Raw genomic sequence first — 16731 nt, 5'->3', positions numbered from 1 at the left:
CACCGGGCACAGACCGGGCCGGGGCTTCTAGGATGGGCGGCATGACTCTGCCCTTCGCCGACTCCGCGCAGTCCACTCTCGGAATCGAGTGGGAGCTCGCGCTCGTGGATGCCGTGTCCGGCGAGCTGCGCTCCGAGGCCCCGGACCTGCTGCGCACCCTGCATGCGGCCGAGGGCCTCGCCGAAGACGACGTGAACCCGCACATGACCAGCGAGCTCCTGCAGAACACGGTGGAGCTCGTCACGGGCGTGCACGAGCGCGTCGACGCCGCGACGGCGGACCTCGGCCGGATCGCCGCGCGCGTGGCCGACGCCGCGGCTGCGCGGGGCATCTCCCTGTTCTGCCAGGGCACGCACCCGTTCGCGGAAGCGATCGCGCAGCCCTCGACGCCCAGTGAGCGCTACGACCGCATGCTGGATCTCACCCAGTACTGGGGTCGGCAGCTGCTGATCTTCGGCGTGCACGTGCACGTGGGCCTGGACGACGTCTCCAAGGCCATGCCGGTGGTGAACGGCCTGGTCAACCGCGTGCCGCACCTGCTCGCACTCTCGGCCTCGTCCCCCTTCTGGGCGGGCACGGACACGGGCTACCAGTCCCAGCGCACCCTCCTGTTCCAGCAGCTGCCCACGGCCGGCCTGCCGTTCCAGTTCCAGGAGTGGGAGGGCTTCGAGCGCTGCGTGGCCCAGATGGAGCAGGTGGGCATGATCGCGGACGTCACCGAGTGCCGCTGGGACGTGCGGGCCGTGCCCCGCCTGGGCACGGTGGAGATGCGCGCGTGCGACGGCCTGGCCACGCTCGAGGAGATCGCCGCCGTGACCGCCTACACGCAGTGCCTCGTGGATGACCTGTCCGCGAGCCTGGAGCGCGGTGAGACGGTCGAGGTCCTGCCGCCGTGGCACGTGCAGGAGAACAAGTGGCGCGCCGCCCGGTACGGCATGGACGCCACCGTGATCGTGGACGCCCGGGGCACCCAGGTCCCGCTGGCGGAGCACCTGCCGGCGGAGATCGAGCGACTGACCCCGGTCGCCGAGCGGCTGGGCTGCGCGGCGGAGCTCGCCGGCGTCCAGGCGATGATCGACGACGGTGGCGCCGCGCGTCAGCGTCGCGTGGAGGCACAGGCCCTGGCCGGCCCGCCGGCCGCGGGTGAGGACACGGATGACGCGGTGGCCCCGTTGCGCGCGGTCGTGCTGGACGCCGCCGCCCGCACCCGCGCGTCGCTGGACGGCCGCACCGGCTGAGCGGCCGCTCCCCCGGCGAGGTGGCGGCCCTGCCGCGTCTCCATGCTTCCCCCGGCCCGTCCGGCGCGTCTACGGTCGCACCATGCGAGCACTCACATGGCAGGGAAAGCGCAACGTCGCCGTCGAGGACGTCCCGGATCCGCGGATCCAGGAGCCGACGGACGCGATCATCGAGGTCACCTCGACCGGCATCTGCGGGTCGGACCTGCATCTGTACGAGGTCCTGGGGCCGTTCATGGACGCGGGGGACGTGATCGGCCACGAGCCGATGGGCATCGTCCGCGAGGTCGGGTCCGAGGTCACCCACATCCGGCCCGGTGACCGGGTGGTCGTGCCCTTCACCATCTCCTGCGGGCGGTGCTGGATGTGTCAGCGCGGGCTGCAGTCCCAGTGCGAGACCACCCAGGTGCGGGAGCAGGGCTCCGGCGCCGCACTCTTCGGCTACTCCCGGCTCTACGGCTCCGTCCCCGGCGGGCAGGCCGAGCTGCTGCGCGTGCCCCACGCGGACTACGGCCCCGTGAAGGTGCCGCACACCGGCCCGGATGAGCAGTGGCTGTTCCTCTCGGACGTCGTCCCCACCGCCTGGCAGGGGGTCCAGTACGCGAACGTCCCCGACGGCGGCACGCTCGCGGTGCTCGGCCTCGGCCCCATCGGCCAGCTGGCGGCACGCATCGGCGTGCACCTGGGGTACCGGGTGATCGGCGTCGACCCGGTCCCCGAGCGCCGCGCGATGGCGGCCCGGCACGGCATCGAGGTCCTGGACGCCGACGGCGGCGAGGCCGAGGTGCTCCGCGAGCGCACCGGCGGCCGCGGCCCCGACGGGGTCGTGGACGCGGTCGGCATGGAGGCGCACGCCTCCCCGGCGGGGCATGCGGCCCACACCGCCGTGGGCCTGCTGCCCGACGCGCTCGGCCGGGCGGCCATGAAGACCGCCGGCGTCGACCGCCTGAGCGCCCTCCACACCGCGATCGACGCGGTCCGGCGTGGCGGCACGGTGTCGCTCTCCGGGGTCTACGGCGGCATGAAGGACCCGATGCCGATGCTCACCCTGTTCGACAAGCAGGTCACCCTGACGATGGGCCAGTGCAACGTCCGTCGCTGGGTGGACGACCTGCTGCCCCTGCTCGACGACCCGTCCGACCCCCTCGGCGTGCTCGACCTGACCACGCACACCGCCCCGCTCGAGGACGCGCCCGCCCTCTATGAGACGTTCCAGAAGAAGGAGGACGGCTGCATCAAGGTGGTCCTGAAGCCGTGAGGATCGTCGTCCTGGGCGCGACGGGCAACGTCGGCACCGCTGTCCTGCACCGCCTCCAGGCCGCGGACGAGGTGAGCTCGATCGTGGGCGTGAGCCGGCGCGGCCCGGACCGGGCCGGAGCGCCCTACGACGGCGTCGAGTGGCACCGCCTGGACGTGGCGGAGCCCACGGCGGCGGGGCGGCTGCGCGAGATCGTGGCCGGCGCCGACGCCGTCGTCGACCTGGTGTGGGTGATCCGCCCCAACCGCGACCGCGACCACCTGCGCGCCGTCAACGTGGCCGGCAACGAGCGGGTGTTCCGGGCCGTGGCCGAGGCGGGCGTGCCCCACCTGGTCTACGCGTCCTCGGTGGGCGCGTACGGGCCCGGGCCGAAGGGCCGCGCCGTGCCCGAGTCCCATCCCACCACCGGGGTCCCCACCTCGCACTACGCCGCGCAGAAGGCCGAGGTCGAGTCGATCCTCGACCGCGTGCAGGCCGAGCACCCCGAGCTGCTCGTGACCCGGCTGCGCCCCGGGCTGATCTTCCAGTCCGCCGCCGGGCCCGAGATCAAGGACTACTTCCTGGGCGACCTCGTCCCCGCCCGGCTGGTCGCCCGCCTGCGCACTCCGGTGCTCCCGTTCCCGCGGGGCCTGCGATTCCAGGCGCTCACGGCCCAGGACGTGGCGGACGCGTACTGGCGCGTGATCGTCCACCGGGCGGGCGGCGCCTTCAATGTGGCCGCCGACCCCGTGCTGGACGCGCACACCATGGGCACCGTCCTCGGGGCGCGCCGCATCCTGGAGCTGCCCGTGGGCCTGTTCCGCGCGGCCGCGGCGCTGAGCTACCGGGCACGGCTGCAGCCCACCGACCCGGGGTGGGTGGACATGGCCGCAGCGGTGCCCATCATGGACACCACGGCCCTGCGCGCCGCGACCGGTTGGTCCGAGACCACCGACGCCCGGGAGGCGGTCCGCCTCGTGCTCGACCATCTCGACGGTGCCGAAGGTCTGGGCAACGCCGGGCACCGCTCGCACTCGCCCACGGAATGAGGGCGATGACCTTCACCCGCCGGGCCGCCCTGACGGGCCTGCTCGGGGGCGCCGCCCTCGGGTTCACCGCCTGCACCTCCTCCGGCTACCCCGCCGACCCGGACGGCACCCTGGACCGCGTCACGGGCGGGGTGCTGCGCGCCGGCGTCGTGCACCACCCGCCCCACGTGGACGCCTCGGGCGCCGAGCCCGTCGGCCCCGAGCCCGACCTGATCCGCGGGTTCGCGGCGGCGCACGACGCACGCGTCGAGTGGACCGTGGCCGGGGAGGAGGCGCTCATGACCGCGCTGGAGAAGGGCGACGTGGACCTGGTGGCCGGCGGCCTGACGTCGGCGTCCCCGTGGACGTCGCACGCGAGCATCACCCGCGACTACGCCGAGGCGGAGGGCCCGGACGGCGAGCCGGTGAAGCTCGTGATGGCCGTGCCCCTGGGTGAGAATCAGATGCTCACGGCCCTCGAGGCGTACTTCGACCAGCGCGCAGCGGAGGAGGCCCGATGACGCGGCGGGACACCCGGGAGACGGGGCCGAGCGGGCGCCGGTTCGGCGCCACGGAGCTGCCCCCGGAGATCGAGCGCGTGGTCCAGCAGGCCAAGCGGCTCGAATGGGCGACGCTGGGGGTGATCGTGGTCACGATCGTCCTCGTGGCGATCGTGATGGGCTCCTCGCAGGCCATGCGGGCCGCGTGGATCGAGGACCTGCTCTCCCTGATCCCACCGATCGTGTTCCTCGTCGCCCTGCGCGTGGCCCGCATGGCCCCGACGCGGGCCCGGCCCTACGGCTCTCACCGGTCCGTCGGGGTGGGGCACCTCGTGGCCGCCGTCGCCCTGTCCGTGATGGGCGTGGTCCTCGTCGGCGACTCCGTGCTGGGCCTGGTGACGGCGGAGCACCCGCCCATCGGCACGTTCGACCTGTTCGGGCACACCGTGTGGCAGGGCTGGTTCATGATGGCCGTGATGGCCCTGTCCGTGCCCGGGCCCATGATCCTCGGCCACAAGAAGCTCAAGCTGGCCGAGCAGCTCCACGACCGCGTGCTGTACGCGGACGCGGACATGAACAAGGCGGACTGGCAGACGGGCGTGGCGACCATCGTCGGCGTGGCCGGCATCGGCCTGGGCTGGTGGTGGGCGGACTCCGCTGCGGCGATCTTCGTGGGCGTGAGCATCGTGCTGGACGGCTGGAAGAACCTCAAGGAGGCCGTCACGAACCTGGCGGATCGCCGCGCCGCCACGATCGACGGCGCCCGGCCGCACCCGCTCATCGACCGTGCCGAGCGGGTCGCCTGGGCGGAGCCGTGGGTGCGCCATGCGGGCGCCCGCGTCCGGGATGAGGGCCACGTGTTCCACGTGGAGATGTTCGTGGTGCCGCACGAGGGGGCGGACGTGACGGTGGCCCGCTGCTGCGCGCTGCGGGACGCGATCGCCGCGCTGGACTGGAAGCTGCAGGACGTCGTCGTCGCGCCGGTGGACGAGCTGCCCGCCGAGGTGCACGGCGGTCGGTCCGGGGAGCATCAGACGGGCGAGGAGTAGCCCGGGCCTCAGCCGGCCAGGAACCGTCCCTCGAGGGTGGCGGAGGTGATGCGCTCGACCCCACGCCGCTGCTCCGCGGTCTTCTCACACAGCCCGCGCATCTCCTCCGCGTCGATCGCCGGCAGGTGCGGCGCCAGCTGCTCGAGGACGCGCCACATGGCGAGCTTGGCCTGGAGCATGCCCTGCAGCAGGTCCAGTTCGATCTGCGTCCAGCCGGAGCCGCGCGTGCGCAGCGCGTTCACGGGGTTGAGGCGTCCGCCGACCTCGGCCGCCGCGCCGGCGGCCCGGTCCACCAGCGGGGTGCGGAGACCCAGTTCGCCGATGAGCGCCTCGAGGCGGTCCTGGTCGTCCTGGACGGCGTCGCCGAGGCGGCGCAGCGCGGCCTCCTGCGAGGTGCCGGCCCAGGTCTGCTCGGCGGCGCGGAACGCCTTCACACCGGAGCGGGAGCCGAGCAGGTGCTGATTGAGGAAGTCCTCCAGCATCTGCTCGTCCACGGCGGCGGAGATGGACTCGGGGCGGGGGTGATCATGACCGGTCATGGGCCCTGCCTACGGAACGCGTGGGCGTGGCGGCAAGAGGCCGGGCGCGCTCAGACGCTGACGACCTCGACCGGCTGTCCCGGGTCCGCGCCGAACCACGCGTCGGAGGGGGCGACGCCGTCGCGCACCAGGCGTGCGCCGAGCGCGGCGACCATCGCCCCGTTGTCGGTGCACAGGTTCACGGGCGGGACGGTGAGCTCGATGCCGGCGGAGCGGCACCGGTCGGCGAGCAGGGCGCGCAGGCGCGAGTTCGCCGCGACGCCGCCGCCGAGCATCAGGTGGGTGAGCCCGTGCTCGCGGCAGGCGCGGACGGCCTTGGCGGTGATCACGTCCGCGACGGCCTCCTGGAAGGAGGCGGCGATGTCCGCGCGCGGCACCTCGAGGCCGCGGGCCTCGAACTGCTCCACGGCGCGGGAGACGGCGGTCTTCAGCCCGGAGAAGGACCAGTCGTGCCGGTGCGGGCCGGGCTCCTCGGCGCTGCCGACGAACTTGCCCGCGGTGAGCCCGCGAGGGAAGCGGAAGGCCGTCGGGTCGCCCTGGGCGGCGAGCCGGTCGATCACGGGGCCCCCGGGGTAGCCCGCCCCGATGAGCCGGGCGACCTTGTCGTACGCCTCGCCGGCCGCGTCGTCGATGGTCGAGCCCAGCAGCTCGACCTCGGAGCTGATCCGGCCCACGCGCAGGATCTCGGTGTGCCCGCCGGAGACGAGCAGCGCGCCCAGGTCCGCGGGCAGGTCGTCCCACTGCGCGGGCCGCACGCCGTCCAGCATGCCGACGCCCACGTGCGCCACGAGGTGGTTGATGCCGTAGAGGGGCGTGCCGAGGGCCGTGGCCAGCGCCTTCGCCCCCGCGACCCCCACCATGAGCGCGCCCGCCAGACCCGGGCCGGAGGTGACGGCGATCGCGTCGAGGTCCGCGAGGGTGACGTCGGCGGTGTCCAGCGCGCGGCGGATCGTGGGCACGAGGGCCTCGAGGTGGGCGCGGGCGGCGATCTCCGGGATCACGCCGCCGAAGCGCACGTGCTCCTCCACGGAGGAGGCGACCTCGTGGGCCAGCAGGGCGGTGCCGCGGACGACGCCGACGCCGGTCTCGTCGCAGGAGGACTCGATGCCGAGCACGAGGGGGGCTGCGGTGGCGGTGGGCATGGGCTCCAGTCTAGTGAGCGGCCCGGTCACAGGGCCTTGCGCATGATCACGGCGTCCTCGCCGCCCGGGTAGTAGCGGCGGCGCACATGCAGCTCCTCGAATCCGTGGCGCGCGTAGAGTCGCCGGGCGGCGGCGTTGGAGGCCCGGACCTCGAGCATGAGGGCGCTCGCGCCGCGCGCCGTGGCCTCCGCGGCCATCCAGCGCAGCTGGGCCGCCCCGATCCCCCGCCCCTGCGCCGCCGCGACCGTGCCCACGGTCTGCACGTCGGCGACGTCGCCGACCACCATGATCCCGCCGTAGCCGACGATCTCGCCGGGGGCGGGGCCGTCGTCGCCCGCGGAGCCGGGCGCGGCCACGTCGCGGACGACCACGCGGTAGTCCCGGGTGGGCGGGCGGCCGTGCGCGTCCCGTCCGCCGGCGGGGCCGGTCTGGGCGAGCTCCTCCTCGTAGAAGTGCGCGGGCCAGGCGTCGAGCGGGAAGAGCGTGGCCTCGTGGGCGAGCACCTCGGGGATGTCCCACACGGTCATGGGGCGCAGCAGGTACCCGGGCGGCAGCCCGTGCCCGTCCTCGGCGGGGCGCCCGTCACCGGCCGGGGCCGGCTCGGCCGGGCTCACGCGCCTGCCCGCTTGCGGGGGCCGGGGACCTTGGCGTCGGACTCGCGCAGGTAGAGCGGCTCGGCGGGCACGAGGCCGCGGCCGCGCCGCAGGGCGAGCTCGGCCACCTGCCCCACCCCGACGGCGGACGGCGTGGCCGACTCCCAGTCCGGCACCGCGCGCAGCGCCTCGGGGTAGAGCCCGGCTCCCGCGCCGTAGACGGGCAGCGGGGTGACCTCGTCCGCCGGCGAGACGAAGGGGCCGTGCAGCAGCGTCGGCTGCCCGCCGACCTGCGCGTAGTGGGCCCAGTAGACCTCGCGGCGGCGGGCGTCCGTGGCGACCACGAACTCCTCGATCCCGTGGCGGAAGGCGTCGACGCCGGCCGCGTGGGCGAGCGCGTCGAGGCTGCGGACCCCGTGCACGGGCACGTCCCACGCCAGGCCGAGGGCGGCCGCGGTCGCCAGACCCGCGCGCAGCCCCGTGAAGGGTCCGGGGCCGACGCCGACCGCGAGCGCGTCCAGCGCGGTGCCGGTGACGCCGGCCTCGCCGAGCACGGTCTGCACCGCGGGGGCGAGCACCTCGGCGTGGGCGTGGGTGTCGTCCGTGGCCCAGTGCGCGAGCTCCTCACCGTCCCGCAGGACGGCGACGGAGGCGGCGGCGGAGGAGTCGATCGCGAGGAGCAGGGCCATGGCCGCCAGTCTACGGAAGCACGACGCCGGCCCAGCGCGGGCCGCGGCCGGTCACGACGGCCGAGCGCAGCTCCTCGGCCTGGCCCCCGTCCTCGTCGGAGAAGTCGGTGACGATGCCGTCCTCGCCCTCCCCCGCCGAGGCCGCGGGGGCGTCCTCACCCCCGCGGGCCCGGACGATCTCGATGTCCAGCCACGAGGCGTCCGGGTCCTCGGGGAACCCGGCGAGGGACTCGGCCATGCCCCGGCCCCACTCGACGACGGTCACGGATCGGTCCACGCTCGCGTCCAGGTCGAGGTCCGTGAGCTCCCCCGCCGAGCGCAGCCGGTACGCGTCCACGTGCACGAGGTCCGGGGTGCCCGCCGGGGCGTCGGCCGGAGCGGGGTGGACGCGGGAGAGGACGAACGTCGGCGAGACCACGCCGGAGGCCACGCCGAATCCGCTGGCCAGCCCCTGGGTGAAGGTCGTCTTGCCCGCGCCGAGGTCGCCCGTGAGGATCAGCACGTCGCCGGCGCGGAGCACCCCGGCGAGGGCGCGGCCGAACGCCCGGGTGCCGTCGGCGCCCTCGAGCGGGACCGTCGCCGTCAGCACGGGCTCGGGCAGGGTCGGGCCGGGGGCGGGGAACTCGTGGTCGCTCATGGGCGGGCCTCCTGGGTCGACGTGGGGTCCACGTGCTGCCGGTCCACGCGGCCTCCGATGCGGGTCACCAGCTCGTAGTTGATCGTCCCGGCGGCCGCGGCCCACTCCTCCACCGGAATGCCGGAGGCCGGTCCGAACAGCTCGACGGCGTCGCCGGGCGCGTCCGCGGCGTCCGGGCCGAGGTCCACCACGAACTGGTCCATCGCGATGCGGCCCACCACGGGGACGGTCCGGCCGCCGACCTGGACGCGCGTGCCCTCGACGACGCGCGGGACGCCGTCGGCGTAGCCGACGGGCACGAGCCCGAGGGTGGTGGGCTCCGCCGTGACGTGGCGGAATCCGTAGGACACGCCCTGCCCGGCGGGGACGGCCTTGACGTTGGCCAGGACGGTGACGAGGGACATGGCGGGGCGCAGCCCGAGCTCGGCCGCGGTGACGTCCGCGAACGGCGAGAGCCCGTACAGGCCCAGGCCGACGCGCACCATGTCCAGGTGCGTGTCCGGCCGGGCGAGGGCGGCGGGCGTGTTGGCCAGGTGGCGCAGCAGCGGGTGGCCGAGCGTCTCGGCGGCCTCGGCGGCCATCCGTTCGAACCGCAGCAGCTGCGCCGTGGTCTCGGCGGCCCGGTCCGGCTCGTCCGCCACGCCGAGGTGGGAGAACACGCCCTCCACCCGCACGAGGCCCGCGGCCTCGAGCTCGGCGGCATGCGCCACGAAGGCGGGCCACCGCTCGGGCGTGCAGCCGTGGCGGCCCAGGCCGGTGTCCGCCTTCAGATGCAGGACGGCGCGGACGTCTTGTCCGGCCCCGCCGCGGGCCCGCAGCCCGCGGACGGCGTCGGCGGCGGCGTCGAGGTCCCAGCCCGAGACGCCGAGGGTCACCTCCGCCTCCACCGCGGCGGCGAAGTCCGTGGCCCCGGTGTGCAGCCACGCGAGCACGGGCAGGCGCACCCCCGCCGCGCGCAGGGCCAGGGCCTCGCGCACGTGGGCCACGCCGAGCCGGTCCGCGCCGGCGGCCGCGGCGGCGCGGGCGACGGCCACCGCGCCGTGGCCGTAGGCGTCAGCCTTGACGACGGCGGTCAGCAGCGGCCGGCTGCCGTCGGGGCGCCGGATCCGCTCCCGCAGCACGCCCACGTTGTGCCGGACGGCCGCCAGGTCGATGCGTACGGCGCGCTCGGTGTCCGCCGGGTTGACGTCGGCGAGGCTCATCGGACGGACTCCGGCTCGGCGTCGTCCGGCCACCACAGGCGCGCGACGCGCGCGCCCAGCGCGGTCGGCAGCGTGGCCGTGGTGATCCGTCCGGCGCGGGCCTGGTCGGTCCCGGCCTGGGCGTGCAGCCAGGCAGCGGCGGCCGCGAGCCGGGCCGTGGGCGCCGGGCCGGGATCCTCCCCGGCCCGGCGCGCCCGCGAGCGCCGCGCCACGTCCGCGGCCAGGACGGCACCGATCGCCCCGGAGAGCACGTCGCCGGTGCCGCCCATCGCGAGGTCGGGCCCGCCGCCGGTCACGACCCACGCCTCGCCGTCCGGGGCGACCACGAGGGTGCGCGGGCCCTTGAGCAGGACGGTGGCCCCGTGCGCAGCGGTCCACGCCCGCAGCGCCGCCAGCGGGTCGGCGGCGTCGTCGCCGTCCGCGGGGACGCGCTCGCGCAGCCGGGACCACTCCCCGGCGTGCGGCGTCAGGACCACGGGCGTGCCGGCCGCGCGCAGCGACCGCAGCTCGGCGGCGGTGACCAGGTCCAGGGCCGAGGCGTCGGCGACCAGGGCCGCCTCCGGCCGTTCCTCGAGCGCGGCGAGGACGCCGGCCCAGCGCCGCCGCGCGTCGTGCTCGGTGTCCAGGCCGGGGCCGGCCACCCAGGCGTCCGCGCGCGACGGCTCGGGCCCCTCCGCCGAGACCAGCGCCTCGGGGTGGGCGGCGAGCACCAGGTCCCGGGTGGTCTGCGGGCCGGCGTGGTGCACCATGCCCGCGCCCGTCTGCAGCGCGCCCGCGCTCGCGAGCACGGCGGCCCCCGGGTAGCGCTCCGATCCGGCGACGACGGCCACCACGCCGCGCGTGTACTTGTGGGCCTCGGCTGCGGGGGCCGGGTGGGCGGTCCGTGCGGCGGCCTCGTCCATCACGCCCAGCCGCGCGGCCGGCGACGTCGGCAGGTGCGGTCCCAGCCCGATGTCCACCACGTGCACGGTGCCCGCGCGCGCCGCCCCCTCCCCGAGGACGAGACCGGACTTGAGGGCGCCGAACGTCACGGTCGCGTCCGCGCGGAGGGCCTCCCCCCGCACCTCGCCGGTGTCCGCGTCCACGCCGGAGGGCACGTCGCACGCCAGCACGAGCGCCTCCGCCGACAGCGCGCGCGCCGCGGCGGGCAGCTCATACTCGCCGGTGAAGCCCGTGCCGAGCACGCCGTCCACCACGAGCGCGGCCTCGGGCGGCACCGCGTCCGCGCGGCGTCCCCCGGCCGCCTGCAGCGCAGCCCAGCCCTCGGCGTGCCAGCGCGGGGCGCCGTCGTCGTCCCGGCGGACGGGCACGGCGACCGCGGCCACGCCCCGGCGGCGCAGGAAGGCGAGGGCGAACAGCGCGTCCCCGCCGTTGTTGCCGGGGCCGACGAGGGCGGCCACGGTCGCCCCGGCCACGGGGCCGCGCTCACGCAGCAGGGCCGCGGCGTGCTCGGCCAGGGCCCAGGCGGCGGCGCGCATCAGCTCCGGGCCGCGGCCGGCCGCGAGCAGGGGCTCCTCGGCCGTGCGCACGGCCGAGCCGGTCACGGCGATGCGGGTCAGGTCATCGGCGGTCATGCGGACTCCTCCTCGGCCGCGCGGCGTTCGGCGACCACGTAGGCGGTGGCGACGTCCCCGTCATGGCTGAGGGAGAGGTGCCAGTGGGTGATGCCCAGGGCCTCGGCCTGGGCCTGCACGGTGCCGGTCAGGTGCACGGTGGGGCGGCCGTCGCCGTGGTCCGGGCGCGGGATCCAGCAGTGGTGCCACATCATCCCGGGCGGGGCGCCCATGGCCTTGGCGATCGCCTCCTTGGCGGCGAAGCGCGCGGCCAGCGAGCGCAGCGGCAGGTCCCGCTCATCCTCGGTGAACAGGCGTGCGCGCAGCGCCGGGGTGCGCTCGAGCTGCGCCCGGAACCGCGGGACGTCCACCACGTCCACCCCCACGCCGACGATCACGCCGCCCCCGCCCGCCGGGCGCCCACGACGACGGCGCCGGCCTCGTCCCCGACGGGCTGCCCGCGCAGTCGCTTGGCCAGGTCGAGCGGCCACTGCAGCACGCCGGGCAGCTGCTGGTCGCAGCCCGGCGTGAGCATCGCCTTCCCGTAGGCCAGCACGCCGTAGACGCCGTGCTGCAGGCGGCCGAGCCGGTCGAAGCCGGCGTCGAACGCGTACAGGGACACACGGCCCTCCTCGGGGGTGAAGCACCGCTCCGCCAGCAGCCGCGCGCGCTCCACGTGCTGGTGGAAGGTGAGCACGCCCAGGTGGTGCAGGCCGAGCTCGCGCATGCGTTCGCCCGCGTGGATGACCTCGCCCTGGGTGGTCACCGGATCGGGCGCGAAGCACTCGACGGTGACGCCGGCCAGCCGCGGGTCGCGCTCCTCCGGGCCGCCGCACAGCTTCTCGTGCCCGTCCGGCCCCAGGTACGCGGAGACGAAGAGCCGGTCGGTGAGGCCGGACGCGGCGAGCTCGATCGCGGCGTCGTAGACGCGGGGCTGGCTGTAGAGGACGAGGAGGGCGTCCACACGCGGTGCGTCGTCCGGGTGCGGGTCCGTCACGGCGTGCGTGGCCCACCCCGCGCCGAAGGCCAGTGCCAGCGCCGCCAGGGTGGCCACGGTGGCGCAGAGGGCCCGCGCCCACCGCGGCAGGCCACGGCGGACGCGCCCCCGGTCGACCCGCTCGTTCATGCGCCCTCGGGCACCTGCCGCAGCACGACGGTGGAGCGGGCCGGGAGCTCAAGCACGTCCCCGGCACGCACGCGGGGGCGGGTGCCGTCCGGGGCGACGTGGGACGAGGTGTCCACGACGACCTCCCACTCCGCCGGGAACGTGGGCCCGGGCAGGGTGTACGGCACGGGCTCCCACCACGCGTTCATGAGGACGTAGAAGTCCCGGTAGGGCTCCTCCCCTTCCTCGTCCCCGCGGGTGAGCATGTGCCCGTTGAGGTAGAAGCCGATCGACCGGGCCTCGGCGCCCCAGTCGTCCTCCGTCTTGGCGGTCGCGTCCGGCTCGAGCCACACGATGTCCGGCAGGGGCGCCTCGACGTCGCGGGCCGCGGGGCGACCGTCGAAGTGGTGGCGACGGCGGAACACCGCGTGGTCACGGCGCAGCGCGATCAGGTCGCGGGTGAACGCCACGAGCGAGTCGTCCATGGCGGACCAGTCGATCCACGAGATCTCGTTGTCCTGGCAGTAGACGTTGTTGTTGCCGCCCTGGGTGCGGCCCAGCTCGTCGCCGTGGCTGATCATGGGCACGCCCTGGCTGATCAGCAGGGTGGCCAGGAAGTTGCGGCGCTGGCGGGCGCGGAGCGTCACGACCTCGGGGTCGTCGGTCTCCCCCTCCACGCCGCAGTTCCACGAGCGGTTGTGCGCCTCGCCGTCGTTGTTGTCCTCGCCGTTGGCCTCGTTGTGCTTCTCGTTGTAGGAGACGAGGTCGCGCAGCGTGAAGCCGTCGTGGGCCGTGACGAAGTTCACGGACGCACCGGGGCCGCGCCCGTCCCCCTCATAGAGGTCGGCCGAGCCGGTCAGGCGGGTGGCGAACTCGCCGAGGGTGCCGGGCTCGCCGCGCCAGAAGTCGCGTACCGCGTCCCGGTACATGCCGTTCCACTCGGACCAGAGGCCGGGGAAGTTGCCCACCTGGTAGCCGCCCCAGCCCACGTCCCACGGCTCGGCGATGAGCTTGACGGTGCGCAGCACCGGGTCCTGGCGGACCACGTCGAAGAACCCGGAGAACATGTCCGGGCCCTGCTCCCCCTCCACCCGGGTGAGGGTGGTGGCCAGGTCGAACCGGAAGCCGTCCACGTGCATCTCGGTGACCCAGTAGCGCAGGGAGTCCATGACCAGCTGGAGGGCCTTGGGGCTGGAGAGGTCCACCGAGTTCCCGGTGCCCGTGTAGTCCATGTAGTGCCGCTCGTCGCCCTCGACGAGGTGGTAGTAGCCGGCGTTGTCCAGCCCGCGCAGGCTGAGCATGGGGCCCTTGTCGTTGCCCTCGGCCGTGTGGTTGTAGACCACGTCGAGGATCACCTCGAGACCAGCGGCGTGCAGGTCCTTCACCATCTGCTTGAACTCGCGGACCTGGCCGCCCACCTCCGAGGAGGAGGCGTAGGCGGCGTGCGGGGCGAAGAAGCCGAGCGTGTTGTAGCCCCAGTAGTTGCTCAGCCCCTTCTCCTGCAGGGTGGCGTCGTTGACGAACTGGTGCACGGGCATCAGCTCGACGGCGGTCACCCCGAGCTCGGTCAGGTGGCGGACCACCTCCGGGTGGGCCATGCCCGCGTAGGTGCCGCGCAGCTCCTCGGGGACGGCGGGGTGCAGCTTGGTCATGCCCTTGACGTGGGTCTCGTAGATCACCGTGTCCGTGAGCTCGACGGCGGGTGGGGCGTCATCGCCCCAGTCGAAGTCCTCGGCGACGACGACGCCGAGCATGCTCGTGCCCAGGTTGTCCGAGGTGTCGATGCGGTCCGGCTCGTCGAAGTCGTACGAGTGGTGCTGCTGGCCCCACTCGTAGTCGCCGGTGAACGCCCGCGCGTACGGGTCCACGAGGATCTTGGCCGGGTTGTGCCACAGGCCGCGGGCGGGGTCCCAGGGGCCGTGCACGCGGTAGCCGTAGCGCTGCCCGTGGCCGATGCCCGCCACGTGGGCGTGCCATGTGGTGCCGTGCCGCTCCTCGAGAGGGATGCGCGTCTCCGTGCCGTCGTCGGCGACGAGGCACAGCTCGACCGCCTCCACCTCGCGGGAGACCGCGAGGGCGAAGTTGGTGCCGGTCTCGTCCACGGTGGCCCCGAGGGGGTACGGCTGGCCGATCTCCACTGTGTGCATGGCTCTCCGGGGTCTCGTCGTGCGGCCCGCCGGGTGCGGCGGGCCTCCTCGGGGAGTCTACTGGGGCGGGAGGACACCGTCCCGGACGCGTCGCGGGCCCGGCCGCTGTGTGGCGGCCGGGCCCGGCAGGAGAGGTCTCGGTGGCCTCAGCGGCGGATCACTCCACCGTGACGGACTTGGCGAGGTTGCGCGGCTGGTCCACGTCGTAGCCCTTCGCCGTGGCGAGCTCGAGGGCGAAGATCTGCAGCGGGACCGTGGTCAGCAGCGGCATGAGCATCGGCTGGGTCTCGGGGACCTCGAAGACGACCTCGGCCTGGCCGCGCACGGCCGCGTCGCCGCGCTCGGCGACGGCGAAGGTGCGGGCGCCGCGGGCGCGGACCTCCTGGATGTTCGAGACCACCTTGGCGTGCAGCGAGTGACGGTCCAGGGGCGAGGGCATGACCACGAAGACCGGCTGGCCGTCGTCGATCAGGGCGATCGGGCCGTGCTTGAGCTCGCCCGCGGCGAAGCCCTCGGCGTGGATGTAGGCGAGCTCCTTGAGCTTGAGCGCGCCCTCCATGGCCACCGGGTAGCCGACGTTGCGGCCGAGGAACAGGACGGAGGTGGCGTCGGCCATGGAGCGGGCGAGCTCCTTGACCTGGTCCTTGGCGGCGAGGATCTCCTCGATCTTGCCGGGGATCGCCCCGAGGTCCGCCAGGATGTCCTTGATCTGGCCGCTGAACAGCTTCTTGTTCAGCTGGGCCAGGTACAGGCCCAGCAGGTAGGCGGCGGTGATCTGCGCCAGGAACGCCTTGGTGGAGGCGACGGCGATCTCGGGGCCGGCGTGCGTGTAGAGCACGGCGTCCGACTCGCGCGGGATCGTGGAGCCGTTGGTGTTGCAGATGGACACGGTGCGGGCGCCCTGCTCCTTGGCGTAGCGGACCGCCATGAGGGTGTCCATGGTCTCGCCGGACTGGGAGATGGACACCACGAGGGTGTGCGGGTCGATGATCGGGTCGCGGTAGCGGAACTCGTGGGAGAGTTCCACCTCCACGGGGATCCGGCACCAGTGCTCGATGGCGTACTTGGCCACCGTGCCCGCGTAGGCGGACGTGCCGCACGCCAGGACGATGATCTTGTCGACGGCCTTGAGCTCCTCGGGGTCGATCCGCAGCTCGTCCAGCATCAGGGCGCCGGCGGCGTCCGTGCGGCCCAGCAGGGTGTCCTGCACGGCCTGGGGCTGGTCGTGGATCTCCTTCTCCATGAAGGTCTCGAAGCCGCCCTTCTCCGCGGCCGAGGCGTCCCAGTCCACGGTGAAGCGCTTGCCGTCGGCGGGGCCGCCCCGGAAGTCCGAGATCTCGACGGCGTCGGCCGTGATCGTCACGACCTGGTCCTGCTCGAGCTCGATGGCCTCGCGGGTGAAGTCGATGAAGCCGGAGACGTCCGAGCCGAGGAAGTTCTCCCCCTCGCCCAGGCCGACGACGAGCGGCGAGTTGCGGCGCGAGGCCACCACGCGGTCCGGGTGGTCCACGTGCACGGCCAGCAGGGTGAAGGCACCCTCGAGGCGCTGGGAGGCCAGCTGCATGGCGCGGGTCAGGTCCTGGCCGGCCGCGTGCCGGTAGACGTCGGCGAGGAGGCGGGCGGCCACCTCGGTGTCCGTCTCGGAGAGGAACTCGACGCCCTTGGCGAGCAGCTCCTCGCGCAGCTCGGCGTAGTTCTCGATGATGCCGTTGTGGATGAGCGCCAGGCGGCCCTCGTCCGCCACATGCGGGTGGGCGTTGCGGTCGGTGGGGCCGCCGTGGGTGGCCCACCGGGTGTGGCCGATGCCGACGAGACCGGTGGGGATGGGGTGCTCGGCGAGCTCCTCGGCGAGGTTGGCGAGCTTGCCCGCCTTCTTCCGGTGGTACAGCTGACCGCCGTCCACCACGGCCACACCGGCGGAGTCGTATCCGCGGTATTCAAGACGACGCAGGCCCTCCATCAGGACGTCGAGAGCGCCGTGCTCACGATCCGACTGGGGCTGGCCGATGTATCCGACGATTCCGCACATGCGCACGAGAATACCGGGCCGGACCCGACTTCGGCGCACGGCG

General features: G+C 74.6%; 16 protein-coding genes. 5 read left to right on the top strand and 11 right to left on the bottom strand.

Going from position 1 to position 16731, the window contains the following annotated elements; genetic code table 11:
• Nucleotides 1-41 precede the first annotated feature (41 nt).
• From NR073_RS05450 to NR073_RS05430, 5 genes are all read left to right on the top strand, one after another.
• Nucleotides 42-1238 carry a glutamate--cysteine ligase gene (locus NR073_RS05450; RefSeq protein ID WP_123243869.1) on the top strand — a complete coding sequence of 399 codons (1197 nt, stop codon included), beginning with the start codon at nucleotides 42-44 and terminating at the stop codon, nucleotides 1236-1238.
• Nucleotides 1239-1320: 82 nt separating this feature from the next.
• Complete coding sequence (locus NR073_RS05445; RefSeq protein WP_123243870.1) at nucleotides 1321-2496, top strand: zinc-dependent alcohol dehydrogenase; 1176 nt, start codon at nucleotides 1321-1323, stop codon at nucleotides 2494-2496.
• Nucleotides 2493-3524 carry an NAD-dependent epimerase/dehydratase family protein gene (locus NR073_RS05440; RefSeq protein WP_036315887.1) on the top strand — a complete coding sequence of 344 codons (1032 nt, stop codon included), beginning with the start codon at nucleotides 2493-2495 and terminating at the stop codon, nucleotides 3522-3524. Before NR073_RS05445 ends, NR073_RS05440 begins: the two co-directional genes overlap by 4 nt.
• 5 nt (nucleotides 3525-3529) lie before the next feature.
• Entirely contained in the window at nucleotides 3530-4024 is a 495-nt protein-coding gene (locus NR073_RS05435) for an ABC transporter substrate-binding protein (RefSeq protein ID WP_123243871.1), read from the top strand.
• Nucleotides 4021-5052 carry a cation diffusion facilitator family transporter gene (locus NR073_RS05430; RefSeq protein WP_095346372.1) on the top strand — a complete coding sequence of 344 codons (1032 nt, stop codon included), beginning with the start codon at nucleotides 4021-4023 and terminating at the stop codon, nucleotides 5050-5052. Before NR073_RS05435 ends, NR073_RS05430 begins: the two co-directional genes overlap by 4 nt.
• Before the next feature lie 8 nt (nucleotides 5053-5060).
• On the opposite strand, the gene NR073_RS05425 is transcribed toward NR073_RS05430, so the two are convergent.
• From NR073_RS05425 to glmS, 11 genes are all read right to left on the bottom strand, one after another.
• Complete coding sequence (locus tag NR073_RS05425) at nucleotides 5061-5591, bottom strand: hypothetical protein (protein WP_123243872.1); 531 nt, start codon at nucleotides 5589-5591, stop codon at nucleotides 5061-5063.
• Between the two features lie 50 nt (nucleotides 5592-5641).
• Nucleotides 5642-6733, bottom strand: coding sequence for a tRNA (adenosine(37)-N6)-threonylcarbamoyltransferase complex transferase subunit TsaD (tsaD, locus tag NR073_RS05420; RefSeq protein ID WP_049160281.1), 1092 nt, complete (start codon nucleotides 6731-6733; stop codon nucleotides 5642-5644).
• Nucleotides 6734-6759: 26 nt separating this feature from the next.
• Nucleotides 6760-7347: a GNAT family N-acetyltransferase gene (locus NR073_RS05415; RefSeq protein ID WP_230278042.1), complete on the bottom strand. Its 588-nt coding sequence runs from the start codon at nucleotides 7345-7347 to the stop codon at nucleotides 6760-6762.
• Nucleotides 7344-8015, bottom strand: a complete 672-nt coding sequence (tsaB, locus tag NR073_RS05410; protein ID WP_155932646.1) for a tRNA (adenosine(37)-N6)-threonylcarbamoyltransferase complex dimerization subunit type 1 TsaB — start codon at nucleotides 8013-8015, stop codon at nucleotides 7344-7346. Before tsaB ends, NR073_RS05415 begins: the two co-directional genes overlap by 4 nt.
• Before the next feature lie 10 nt (nucleotides 8016-8025).
• A complete protein-coding gene (gene tsaE / locus NR073_RS05405) occupies nucleotides 8026-8652 on the bottom strand; it encodes a tRNA (adenosine(37)-N6)-threonylcarbamoyltransferase complex ATPase subunit type 1 TsaE (RefSeq protein WP_036338011.1) in 627 nt (208 codons plus the stop codon).
• A complete protein-coding gene (alr, locus tag NR073_RS05400; RefSeq protein ID WP_230259681.1) occupies nucleotides 8649-9854 on the bottom strand; it encodes an alanine racemase in 1206 nt (401 codons plus the stop codon). Before alr ends, tsaE begins: the two co-directional genes overlap by 4 nt.
• Entirely contained in the window at nucleotides 9851-11428 is a 1578-nt protein-coding gene (locus NR073_RS05395; protein ID WP_256748658.1) for an NAD(P)H-hydrate dehydratase, read from the bottom strand. Before NR073_RS05395 ends, alr begins: the two co-directional genes overlap by 4 nt.
• Nucleotides 11425-11805, bottom strand: a complete 381-nt coding sequence (locus NR073_RS05390) for a holo-ACP synthase (protein ID WP_010080417.1) — start codon at nucleotides 11803-11805, stop codon at nucleotides 11425-11427. Before NR073_RS05390 ends, NR073_RS05395 begins: the two co-directional genes overlap by 4 nt.
• The gene (locus tag NR073_RS05385) at nucleotides 11802-12533 is read right to left on the bottom strand and encodes a hypothetical protein (RefSeq protein ID WP_041103288.1); all 732 of its coding nucleotides are present in this window, start codon (nucleotides 12531-12533) and stop codon (nucleotides 11802-11804) included. Before NR073_RS05385 ends, NR073_RS05390 begins: the two co-directional genes overlap by 4 nt.
• Nucleotides 12530-14659 carry a glycogen debranching protein GlgX gene (gene glgX / locus NR073_RS05380; RefSeq protein WP_036315853.1) on the bottom strand — a complete coding sequence of 710 codons (2130 nt, stop codon included), beginning with the start codon at nucleotides 14657-14659 and terminating at the stop codon, nucleotides 12530-12532. Before glgX ends, NR073_RS05385 begins: the two co-directional genes overlap by 4 nt.
• Before the next feature lie 157 nt (nucleotides 14660-14816).
• Nucleotides 14817-16688: a glutamine--fructose-6-phosphate transaminase (isomerizing) gene (gene glmS / locus NR073_RS05375; RefSeq protein ID WP_206451950.1), complete on the bottom strand. Its 1872-nt coding sequence runs from the start codon at nucleotides 16686-16688 to the stop codon at nucleotides 14817-14819.
• Between the last annotated feature and the right edge of the window lie 43 nt (nucleotides 16689-16731).

This window comes from Micrococcus sp. Mcc28 (assembly GCF_024519775.1).
Classification (GTDB): Bacteria; Actinomycetota; Actinomycetes; order Actinomycetales; family Micrococcaceae; genus Micrococcus; species Micrococcus luteus.
Note: the sequence above shows the minus strand (reverse complement) of the source record. Positions and strands in the feature narration are given on the sequence as shown.

Excerpts from the sequence above, each read along its gene's own strand:
- NR073_RS05450 (WP_123243869.1), top strand. The coding sequence starts at position 42 with ATGACTCTGCCCTTCGCCGACTCCGCGCAGTCCACTCTCGGAATCGAG.
- NR073_RS05445 (WP_123243870.1), top strand. The coding sequence starts at position 1,321 with ATGCGAGCACTCACATGGCAGGGAAAGCGCAACGTCGCCGTCGAGGAC.
- NR073_RS05435 (WP_123243871.1), top strand. The coding sequence starts at position 3,530 with ATGACCTTCACCCGCCGGGCCGCCCTGACGGGCCTGCTCGGGGGCGCC.
- NR073_RS05430 (WP_095346372.1), top strand. The coding sequence starts at position 4,021 with ATGACGCGGCGGGACACCCGGGAGACGGGGCCGAGCGGGCGCCGGTTC.
- NR073_RS05425 (WP_123243872.1), bottom strand. The coding sequence starts at position 5,591 with ATGACCGGTCATGATCACCCCCGCCCCGAGTCCATCTCCGCCGCCGTG.
- tsaD (WP_049160281.1), bottom strand. The coding sequence starts at position 6,733 with ATGCCCACCGCCACCGCAGCCCCCCTCGTGCTCGGCATCGAGTCCTCC.
- tsaB (WP_155932646.1), bottom strand. The coding sequence starts at position 8,015 with ATGGCCCTGCTCCTCGCGATCGACTCCTCCGCCGCCGCCTCCGTCGCC.
- tsaE (WP_036338011.1), bottom strand. The coding sequence starts at position 8,652 with ATGAGCGACCACGAGTTCCCCGCCCCCGGCCCGACCCTGCCCGAGCCC.
- alr (WP_230259681.1), bottom strand. The coding sequence starts at position 9,854 with ATGAGCCTCGCCGACGTCAACCCGGCGGACACCGAGCGCGCCGTACGC.
- NR073_RS05395 (WP_256748658.1), bottom strand. The coding sequence starts at position 11,428 with ATGACCGCCGATGACCTGACCCGCATCGCCGTGACCGGCTCGGCCGTG.
- NR073_RS05385 (WP_041103288.1), bottom strand. The coding sequence starts at position 12,533 with ATGAACGAGCGGGTCGACCGGGGGCGCGTCCGCCGTGGCCTGCCGCGG.
- glgX (WP_036315853.1), bottom strand. The coding sequence starts at position 14,659 with ATGCACACAGTGGAGATCGGCCAGCCGTACCCCCTCGGGGCCACCGTG.
- glmS (WP_206451950.1), bottom strand. The coding sequence starts at position 16,688 with ATGTGCGGAATCGTCGGATACATCGGCCAGCCCCAGTCGGATCGTGAG.